This window comes from Paenibacillus sp. FSL P4-0113 (assembly GCF_038009305.1).
Classification (GTDB): domain Bacteria; phylum Bacillota; class Bacilli; order Paenibacillales; family Paenibacillaceae; genus Paenibacillus; species Paenibacillus polymyxa_D.
The window spans coordinates 450,766-460,000 of sequence record NZ_JBBPAZ010000001.1 but is presented as its reverse complement, the minus strand read 5'-3'; the positions used below and the strand labels follow the sequence as shown (position 1 = coordinate 460,000).

Below are 9,235 nucleotides of genomic sequence, written 5' to 3'. Positions count from 1 at the left end.
GCCCATGAATTATCTATGATTGTGCGGATGCCCTTCGATTTGGAAAGCGAAGCTACCTCCTGAATATTTACCATATCGAATGTGAATGAGGTAGGAGACTCCATAAGAATAGCACGGGTCTGCGGGTTGATGGCATCAGCAACTGCTTCCGTAGAAGTGGAATGTACAATTGTATAATTTATATTGAACTTCGATAAGTATTTAGCTAGGCTGACGGAGGTTTCGTATATGTGTCCGACCAGAATCAGATGGTCCCCGGCGGATAAACTACACATTAAAGCCGCACTGATAGCAGCCATTCCGGAAGCAAAGCACTTGCAGTCCGCCCCACCTTCCAGTGCAGCAATCATTTGCTCTGCAATCTGAACGGTAGGATTGGTTCCCCTCGAATAGACATAATGCTCCTTTTCATTATTAGCCGCTTCAGCATAATCTTCGTAAGTATCAAAGAAAAATGGAGCAGTCTCATAAATAGGAGGAGCAGCAGCCTTAGCAAAACACCCTAGTTCGTCCTCAAATCGGAGACAGATAAGCTGATCATCCGAGAAACTCAAATCTGATCACCACTTTCTGAAAAATTTCAAACTCATGAGGTAGTCTCCTCAATCCGGGACTCAAATATTCTATAGGGTTATTTCAAAAATCTTTTAAAGAACTGCTGGGATCTAAAAATGATAATTAAATGCATGAAATAAATATGGAGCAGTGAATGGAAGCAATGAGTAAAAATACACTCAGGGTATCAGAGTTGATCATCTGTATTTCATTGTTTGAGCTGGGAAGTACAACCCTGACTGTTCACCTTGCTCCTCTTTTTTGGCTTAATTATCAAAATGGTCTTATTTTTAATGTTTTTTCTATCTCATTGGCACGATATGAAGTGTTCCATCCTCGCTTAACTCTGCATAGGCAATCTCATCGATACTATCATATCCCTGCTCTCGCACCTTAGCCTTAATCTCTCCAATATCAATTGTTTTCCCACGCATAGATTCATTTAGCAACCTTCCCTTATCAATGACAGTAACAGAAAAAAGATCAGGCTGTGCATCTATTCCCATATCCTGAGCGGCGGGTGGCTCGTATTCAGGTTTCCGCATGACTGACAAGGAGCCGTTCGTCTCTAACGTAGCGTACCAGACCTCACGCAGAGAAAAAATATTTTGCTGGCGTAGCATGGAGAGTAGCTGTGTAAATTCTATGTCATATTTCTCCAGCATTTCTTGATTAACCTGCCCTTTATCCACGAGCAGCACTGTTCGACCTTCTGCCATATATCCAAATTTCACAAAATGGGTCGTCGCTTTTTCAAAAAAGTAGGCCAGCGCGCACCATAGTGCCAAAGCAAATAAAAGCTGCCCAATGGTCACCTTATCGTCATATAACGTATTTCCCACAATTTCGCTTAACACCAATGATGTTAGGAAATCGAGTGGTGTTAACTGACTGAGTGTTTTCCGACCTGTAATAAAAGTAATGATCCACAAGCCAAAAAAGCTGATGATCAATTTGACACCAATCGAAACAAATACCTCCATAAATAGGCCTCCCGGAAGAAGTTGTTTTGTTATGTGTTATTTACACCGGCCTACCTCAGCATAAACAGAGGATTATTCCTGAAATGTCCGAATAAAAAAGCCCGCTACCAACTAGAGGCAGCGAACTTTTTAATTACGGCTAGTATATAATCTTAATCAAAGGCAATATGCCAGCTCCCGTAATTTTGTGCATAGTGACATCATTGCCCGCTAGCTTGGACTCCGGAGTCAGATTATCTACTTTTCACAAGCAGCTGAATCGCTTCTTTAACCAGCTTATCCGTGTCTCCTCCTGCCTCTTGCTCTTCCAATATACATCGTTGCAGATTCTCTGCTACAATTTGGGCAATCGCTTTATCTGATGCGTTACGTACGGCAGATAACTGGCTAACGACGTCTTTGCACGATTTTCCTTCATCCATTAAACGAAGTACCCCACGCACCTGTCCCTCAATCCTCCTCAGGCGCGTTTTCAGTTCATCACTGTAATTGTAATCCATAAGTAATGCACTCCTTTTTTGACTTACCATATACACGTATAGGTATATTATAAACCAAAAAAATAAATAGGATACCCTAAATAAATAGATTCACCTTGCCCTGGGAAGCATCCCCCAAGTAGGCGGCTACCCCAGCATATTCCAAACCTTCGATTAGCTCTTCTTGCTGCAGCCCTAACAAATCCATGGTCATGGTACAGGCGACGAGCTTGATCCCCTGCTCTCGTGCCAACTCTATAAGCTGCGGCAAGGAAAGCGCATTGTGTTTTTTCATGACATGCTTGATCATCTGTGGACCGAGTCCGGCAAAATTCATTTTGGATAGTGCAAGCTTTTTGGGTCCACGAGGCATGATCCAACCAAAGGCTTTTTCGAGTATCCCCTTATTAGTGCTCACGATTTCATCCTTGCGTAACGTATTTAGCCCCCAAAAAGTAAAGAAAATAGTTACTTCGTGATCATATGCTGCCGCTCCGTTCGCAATAATGAATGCAGCAATCGCCTTATCCAGCTCCCCGCTGAATAATACAATCGTTGTTTTGGGTGTGCTCATATGGATTCGCTTCCCTTAGTCTCTCCAGCCCATTCGGATATGCCTGAAAGCACAGATTTGACTTTTTTAGCGCCTTTGGCAACTAATAACTGACAAGCCATTTCACTGCGTGCTCCAGCTTGGCAAATCACTGCGATCTCTTCTTCCAAGTTCAGTTCAGAAAGTCTGTGCTCCAGTTCGCCAAGAGGGATGTGCTTAGATCCAGGGATATGTTTAAGCGTAAATTCAGCGGGTTCACGAACATCGAGTAAAATGAAGTTCTCTTTGCCAGAACATTTTGCTTGTAGCTCTTCATGGCTTATCGTAGAAGAAAATATTTGCTCCTTCTTCACCTCAGCTAGATTTGCTTTTTGTAGATAATGTCTCATTACATCTCCATCTTGGAGGGTGCCCAAATATTGATGTCCGGTGTTTTTGGCCCAGCTCTGAAAATCGGCTAATGAACCTTTGTCAGTCGCCTGAACCTCCATAATCTTTCCGGGAACGAGCTCATTCATAGCCTTTCTTGCTTTTACAATAGGCATAGGACAAGCTAGCCCTTTACAATCAAGAATATGATCTGCTTGGATATTGTTAGTTGATGACATTCTATAACCTCCGCCTGTTTTTTGAGGGGCTTAGCTTAGTTAAATCTTTTATACATATACCCCTATAGGTATTAGGATAATGATACTCACTTCTCTTGTCAACTTATTTGGCCGTTTTTTCTCAGAAGCAAACAAAATCATGTCTTAAACAAATAAAATTAAAAGCAAAAAAAGCCGCGCAAAAACGCGACTCTAATGCATAAACATAAACCAAAATTAATCGTCTTTTTTCATCAGTTCTGGCAGATCCAGCGACATCGAAATATTACACAGCATACCTCTAGCGAGAAAAAGCATCGTTCTTTCCATTGCTTGTTCAATACCTGCTCGTCGGAAAGCATCATACACCGTCGTATGAATTTCACGTAACCCTTGCTGCATCACGCTTACAACCTCATCCTCGCGGATCGTCTGCGCCTGCATTTGCAAAAGTGTTTCATTACGGTATTCCGTCATAATTTGCGAATAGGCTGCAATTAGCTCTTGCTCGAGCTGCTCAGATGAGGCCGAATGAATGACGCTGTGAAAAGAATCTATGATACGTGTAAAGGAAACCTTCAGGGCTTCAACAAGCAATGCTTCCTTGGTAGCGAAAAAACGAAAGACATAGGGTTGAGAAATATTGGCCCGTTCTGCAACTTTGGCTGTTGTAGCTCGGTAGTAGCCCATCTCAGCAAACACTTCAATGGCAGCAGATATGATTTCCTTTTGGCGATTTATAGATGTTGACGTAGCTTTAGTCATGTTTTTTCATCCTTTTATTTAACATTTCTGATTAGTGATTAATCAATTACAAAATAGTATAAACGACATATACTAAAAATACAATGAGCTTGAACAAAGTCGCCTCCGCAATTCTAACGAAAACGACTCTGTTATATACATCCAATTATGGCGTTTTAGAGTTAAAATATAATCGGATATAATTGACCTTTTGCGTTTTGGTTTGATAGGAAAATACTAAATTATAACTAAGTCCTGATGTGTTATTGATCGTATAATTAGCTTCTGCTGTGTCAGGTATGTCTCTAGAGGTATCAACGGTTTCCGTAGGTTGGCCTAAATCGTCAACAATTTGTTTGATAAGCAACTTTTTATAGTCTGGATCGGAAGATGTAATTTCTGTAACTTTATCGCTTCCATCCAGCATGATATCTGTATGATACTTAGCGTAACTTCTCATAGGACCAGTAGAACCAGACTCGGATTTCCCCCACAGCTCAAATAAAAGATCGCTGCTAGTTCCCAAGCCAAGACCTTTAGGCAAATTCGGTAAGGTTCCCTGCTTGGCTGCGCTAAATATAGCAGCTGCAGGGCTGTGTTTACTGTGAGGTGTAGCTGTACTATTGGCAGATTCTTGATGGGTCGAGGTTGAGGTTGAGCCTTGCCCATTAGTATTGAGATCCGTGTTTTGATCTGTAGAACTAGCAGGCGATGTGACTGTTTCTGCTTTAGTAGGAGCAGTTGATTTTGCTTCCCCGCTATTGCTGCATCCTGTCATCACAGCAAAACCTATCGCCAATAAAGCACTAGTGGTGATTAGCTTGTAAGCCAACTTTTTACGATCATAAGATTGATGTGTATGCTTCATTATAAGATCACTCTTTCCTTGTTCATGGGTACAAACCAAGTGTAACCGAACCTCGTTTCCAGAATACCTCTACTTGTTTCCAACTTGTAAACAAGGACATTAATGATTTTCTAATATACACTATTTACGACCATAAGATCCCAGCTGTTGTTTAGAAAAGGAGTAAGGAGAGTCACTCTTCTTCAACCATATATTCCCTTTAATGATGAAGATGTATACAGCAAAAACAAAGTAGATCGTACCCGCAATCCAGTCTATTGCCGTTGGGATGTCTCGCTGTACTATTGCATGTATATACCAAATTCCGACTGGAACATGCAGGAGAAGTGCCGTAAACAAGCCAGGATTATATAGGGTTTTTGCTTTAATATTTACGACGATACCGTGCCAGACGACCTGAAAAAATCCCATAAAAACGGGTGCGAGTCCAAGCCAGATTACTTGCGGAAACCATACGGGGAGCAGGTAAAACACATAGGCAATTGCAACATTGATAATCATCGCTGATTGAGTGTTTAAGGGGTAATGATCGGGTGCTTCACTTTTAAACATAACGTTGTTAAATAAACCAGCAAAATATCCAGGCCAGCGGTACTCCTCAAATTGATGAAACAATATAGCTACAAAACTCAACCATAACATGCCTGTTATATCCGAAAGGATAGCTTGATTCATAAGCAAAACAACACATACGACCACACCGATTATAGCCCCTGCATCTTGCCAATATTTTCTCAAATAATTCATATTAGTCACTCCTATGCTTTATTTTTGATCAAAATATCTTTCAAACAGCAGATTTAATTGTTCCTCTATTGAAGGTATTTTCACAACTGCCCCTGATTCAAGAATCGGACTCATCAATGCGGGCAGAAAAATAGCTCCGAATATTTGCAGCATCATCGCTAACAAGCGCTCCGGCTGTTGCTCGCCTGTCAGCTCCTTGATCGTGTTCTGAACCTTTGGAAATCCCATTATGTTTAAAAACCTTCCGTATTCCTGTTGAGATGTGAAGGGCGTGCTACCCATGGCAATAATTCGCGAAAGAAGCTCTGGATATTGACGAATCACCTGTAAATAGTTATGTAAAAATTGTTTCAGTCTATCTCGGGGGGGGATCGCTGTATTATCCAAAATAGAAAAGGTGTGTTGAAAGCCATTTAATATCACTTCAATAGCTTCACTGAGCAAATTTTCCTTGGAGCCAAAATAATAATTAACTAATGAAATATTAGTAGCAGACAGATCGGCAATTTTTCGGATTGTAACCGCCTCAAAACCTTCCTTTTGAATAAATTCCAGCGTAGCGTCTAAGATTTTTTCTTTGGTTTGTTGTTTTTTGTCTGGGTGATTCATGTTTTTCCTCCTCCTGTTTCGTTCAATCATAACGGACAAATGAAACGGACAACTTTATATAAGCAACTTTTCAAACAACAATTAAAACATTGTTTAAATTTTTGTTTGAACTCAGTTTAGCACTTTATATTTCACAAAACAAGGAGTGATTTGAGATTTAGGGAATAGAAAAACCCGCATACGAATGAGATCGTTTGCGGGTTGATTGAATTGAGGTTGAGAAAAGGACTAAATAGCCCAATTTCCTTTGCGGAACACGGCTTCTTTACTTCCATCTTGCAGTTCGCCATCAATATCCAGCTCAGCTGAGCCGATCATGAAGTCAACATGAGTCAGACTGACATTGGCACCGTTCTGGAGCAGCTCCTCCCGGTTCATTTGTGTCCCATTTTCCATATTAAATGGATACGCACTGCCTAGGGCCAAGTGACAGGAGGCATTTTCGTCGATACCTGTATTGTAAAAAATACGATTGAGATTGGAGATCGGTGAATCGTGCGGCACCAGCGCAACTTCTCCCAAATAGCTGGCCCCTTCATCCGTAGCGAGCAAATGAGTCAGATGCTGCTCGCCGGATTCTGCTGTATATTCAGTGACTTTACCGTCCTTAAAGGTAAACGTTATGCGATCCACCAGTTGTCCATTTAAATTGAGTGGCATGGTACTTGTGACATGACCATTCACACCTGTACGCTTAGGCATCGTGAACACTTCTTCTGTCGGCATATTCGCGACAAAGTAATCTCCGCGCTCGTTCTCCCCACCGCCGCTGCGCCAAATATGCCCGTCAGCCAGTTCAATTCGCAAATCTGTTCCTGGTGCACGATAGTGGAGACTTTTATACTTTTTATGATTCAGCTTGTCTTGTACCTGTTCAAGGTTTTTCAAATGTTTCTGCCAATTCTGAATAGGATCAGAGCCATCTACACGGTTCATTTGGAAGATTGTATCCCACATGACACGTATACGATCCTCTTCTGCTACATCTGCAAATACTTTATCGGCCCAAGCCTTCGTCGGCGCTTTAATTAAACACCAGCTAATTTTATGATTTCGGGTATATTTGGAAAAATTTTCTCTCGCCGTAGCTGCCGCCTTAGTCGCACGAGATACCTTTTGTGGATCAATGCCTTGATATAAATCGGGGTTCGGCACTTTAATCGTTAGTGTGGCTCCACCCTCTTCGGCAAATTTCTCCATCATTTCTGCCTTCCAAGCAGGGTAGTAATCGAAGCTAGCTTCGTCACCATGTTCAAAACGACTAAGTGTAATGGAATCATCCTCAAACTCTACCTGTACATATTTAGCGCCTGCTTCATAGGCTTTGCTGACAATCAGGCGTGTAAACTCAACAGTTTCCAGTGGTGCAGTTACCAAAAACACCTGTCCAGGCTGAATGTTAACCCCTACTCTTACAACCAGTTCTGCGTATTGCTCCAACAATGATTCAAATGTACTCATTTTTCCACGCTCCTGTTCCGTTTTGATTATATTGAATAATTTCATCATTACAGTACGGATTGCTTCTCCAGTTCACGCAGCTCCACTCTTCGTATTTTGCCTGAGCTGGTTTTAGGGAGTTCTTTAATAAACTCTATTTTTCGTGGGTATTTATAAGGCGCCGTCCATGTTTTCACATGATGTTGCAGTTCCTTCACTAACGCCGGTGATCCTTCTACCCCAGCTTTGAGTACGACAAAAGCCTTTACAACATGTCCACGGATCTCGTCAGGGCTGGCTACGGCAGCACATTCCTGCACGGAGTCATGCTTCATAAGCGCTTCCTCTACTTCAAAAGGACCAATGGTATAGCCAGAACTGATAATGATATCATCCCCACGTCCTTCGAACCAGAAATATCCATCCTCATCTTTGCGAGCCCGGTCTCCCGTAACAAAATAATCTCCGTGGACACTAGCTAATTTGCGTTCTGGATCATGGTAATACGTATGGAATAATGCCGGCAGATCAGCGCGTACCGCAATATCGCCCACTTGCCCCGGAGCCAGCGGAATGCCATCCTCGTCTACGACCTCAACGAGTCCCAGTGCAATAGATTTGCCCATCGAGCCTGTACGCAGAGGTGCATCCTTTAAATTACCAATAATTAATGTGCTCTCCGTTTGACCGTAGCCGTCACGAATCGTAATGTTGAACTGCTCCTGAAACTTATTAATGACCTCCTGATTGAGAGGCTCTCCCGCAGAAACTGCGCTGCGCAATTGGGATAGATCATATTGATCCAAACCATCCGTTTTCGCCATAATCCGATATTCTGTCGGCGTACAGCACAACACTTGGATTCCGTACTGCTGCATGAACTGCAAATAGCGACCCGGACGAAACGGACCATTATATACGAATCCGGTCGCTCCATTCCCCAGTACAGATAAAAACGGACTCCAAATCCACTTTTGCCATCCTGGTGCAGCTGTAGCCCATACTACGTCTGAAGCTCGAATATCCAACCATGGTGATGTTATCCGCAGATGAGCATATCCCCAGCCATGGCTATGTACAACACCTTTAGGATTTCCCGTGGTGCCCGAAGTATAGGCCAGAATGGCCATGTCGTCACGGTGCGTCTTCACAGCTTCAAAAGTATCTTCCTGTCCATCCATCAGCTCATTCAGCACGAGCCAGCCAGATACATCTAGCGTGTCGTCCCCGGAGACCACGATACGATAATCCAGAGTAGGCAAATCATCGCTTATTTTGTCCACTTCACCTGTTACTCCGGTCCAGGCAATGACTGCGCGTGCTTCAGAATGGCGAAGACGATATGCAATATCCTTGGCACGCAGCATTTCTGAAGATGGAATGACAGCAAGCCCCAGCTTCAAGCAGGCTAAATAAATTACATACGCAATAATACGCCGTGGTACTACGACCAGAACTCTGTCACCTTTGTTAAATCCCAGACTTGCGAGTCCTCCAGCCAGTCGATTAGCCTTTTTCAACAGCTCTCCATAGGTGATTTCTTCGTATTCTCCTGTCTCACTCAGCCACTTAAGTGCTGTTTTATCAGCCTCATGGTGTTCCATTTCCGAAGTCATATTGTAAGATTCAGGCGCAAGCCATTGTTGTTGATCTGTCAAATTATACCTTCC

General features: G+C 42.6%; 11 protein-coding genes (1 of these 11 cut by a window edge). All 11 read right to left on the bottom strand.

Annotation, left to right across the window (positions count from 1 at the left end; genetic code table 11):
• On the bottom strand, nucleotides 1–554 hold the 5' end (the start) of the coding sequence (locus MKX46_RS01860; RefSeq protein ID WP_029516789.1) for a trans-sulfuration enzyme family protein. 607 nt of this gene lie to the left of the window's left edge; 554 of the gene's 1,161 nt are visible here — the first part of the coding sequence; it begins with the start codon at nucleotides 552–554; its stop codon lies off the left edge, out of view.
• A gap of 303 nt (nucleotides 555–857) precedes the next feature.
• Entirely contained in the window at nucleotides 858–1,538 is a 681-nt protein-coding gene (locus tag MKX46_RS01855; protein WP_029516790.1) for a YetF domain-containing protein, read from the bottom strand.
• A 233-nt stretch (nucleotides 1,539–1,771) separates the two neighbouring features.
• On the bottom strand, nucleotides 1,772–2,038 hold the full coding sequence (locus MKX46_RS01850) for a metal-sensitive transcriptional regulator (RefSeq protein WP_013310304.1): 267 nt from the start codon (nucleotides 2,036–2,038) through the stop codon (nucleotides 1,772–1,774).
• 76 nt (nucleotides 2,039–2,114) lie between these two features.
• Nucleotides 2,115–2,591: a DsrE/DsrF/DrsH-like family protein gene (locus MKX46_RS01845; protein ID WP_029516791.1), complete on the bottom strand. Its 477-nt coding sequence runs from the start codon at nucleotides 2,589–2,591 to the stop codon at nucleotides 2,115–2,117.
• The gene (locus MKX46_RS01840) at nucleotides 2,588–3,178 is read right to left on the bottom strand and encodes a sulfurtransferase TusA family protein (RefSeq protein ID WP_029516792.1); all 591 of its coding nucleotides are present in this window, start codon (nucleotides 3,176–3,178) and stop codon (nucleotides 2,588–2,590) included. Before MKX46_RS01840 ends, MKX46_RS01845 begins: the two co-directional genes overlap by 4 nt.
• Before the next feature lie 216 nt (nucleotides 3,179–3,394).
• Nucleotides 3,395–3,922: a TetR/AcrR family transcriptional regulator gene (locus tag MKX46_RS01835; RefSeq protein ID WP_029516793.1), complete on the bottom strand. Its 528-nt coding sequence runs from the start codon at nucleotides 3,920–3,922 to the stop codon at nucleotides 3,395–3,397.
• Nucleotides 3,923–4,067: 145 nt separating this feature from the next.
• Complete coding sequence (locus tag MKX46_RS01830; protein WP_069012581.1) at nucleotides 4,068–4,769, bottom strand: DUF4309 domain-containing protein; 702 nt, start codon at nucleotides 4,767–4,769, stop codon at nucleotides 4,068–4,070.
• Between the two features lie 120 nt (nucleotides 4,770–4,889).
• Nucleotides 4,890–5,516 (bottom strand): HXXEE domain-containing protein, encoded by a 627-nt coding sequence (locus tag MKX46_RS01825; RefSeq protein ID WP_029516795.1) that lies wholly within the window; start codon nucleotides 5,514–5,516, stop codon nucleotides 4,890–4,892.
• A gap of 18 nt (nucleotides 5,517–5,534) precedes the next feature.
• A complete protein-coding gene (locus MKX46_RS01820) occupies nucleotides 5,535–6,125 on the bottom strand; it encodes a TetR/AcrR family transcriptional regulator (RefSeq protein ID WP_341070819.1) in 591 nt (196 codons plus the stop codon).
• Nucleotides 6,126–6,353: 228 nt separating this feature from the next.
• Nucleotides 6,354–7,586 carry an aminopeptidase gene (locus MKX46_RS01815; RefSeq protein ID WP_341070818.1) on the bottom strand — a complete coding sequence of 411 codons (1,233 nt, stop codon included), beginning with the start codon at nucleotides 7,584–7,586 and terminating at the stop codon, nucleotides 6,354–6,356.
• A 47-nt stretch (nucleotides 7,587–7,633) separates the two neighbouring features.
• The gene (locus tag MKX46_RS01810) at nucleotides 7,634–9,223 is read right to left on the bottom strand and encodes an acyl-CoA synthetase (protein ID WP_341070817.1); all 1,590 of its coding nucleotides are present in this window, start codon (nucleotides 9,221–9,223) and stop codon (nucleotides 7,634–7,636) included.
• Nucleotides 9,224–9,235: the final 12 nt, after the last annotated feature.

Coding starts and splice junctions, on each gene's coding strand:
- MKX46_RS01845 (WP_029516791.1), bottom strand. CDS start 2,591: ATGAGCACACCCAAAACAACGATTGTATTATTCAGCGGGGAGCTGGAT.
- MKX46_RS01820 (WP_341070819.1), bottom strand. CDS start 6,125: ATGAATCACCCAGACAAAAAACAACAAACCAAAGAAAAAATCTTAGAC.
- MKX46_RS01830 (WP_069012581.1), bottom strand. CDS start 4,769: ATGAAGCATACACATCAATCTTATGATCGTAAAAAGTTGGCTTACAAG.
- MKX46_RS01815 (WP_341070818.1), bottom strand. CDS start 7,586: ATGAGTACATTTGAATCATTGTTGGAGCAATACGCAGAACTGGTTGTA.
- MKX46_RS01825 (WP_029516795.1), bottom strand. CDS start 5,516: ATGAATTATTTGAGAAAATATTGGCAAGATGCAGGGGCTATAATCGGT.
- MKX46_RS01850 (WP_013310304.1), bottom strand. CDS start 2,038: ATGGATTACAATTACAGTGATGAACTGAAAACGCGCCTGAGGAGGATT.
- MKX46_RS01840 (WP_029516792.1), bottom strand. CDS start 3,178: ATGTCATCAACTAACAATATCCAAGCAGATCATATTCTTGATTGTAAA.
- MKX46_RS01835 (WP_029516793.1), bottom strand. CDS start 3,922: ATGACTAAAGCTACGTCAACATCTATAAATCGCCAAAAGGAAATCATA.
- MKX46_RS01855 (WP_029516790.1), bottom strand. CDS start 1,538: ATGGAGGTATTTGTTTCGATTGGTGTCAAATTGATCATCAGCTTTTTT.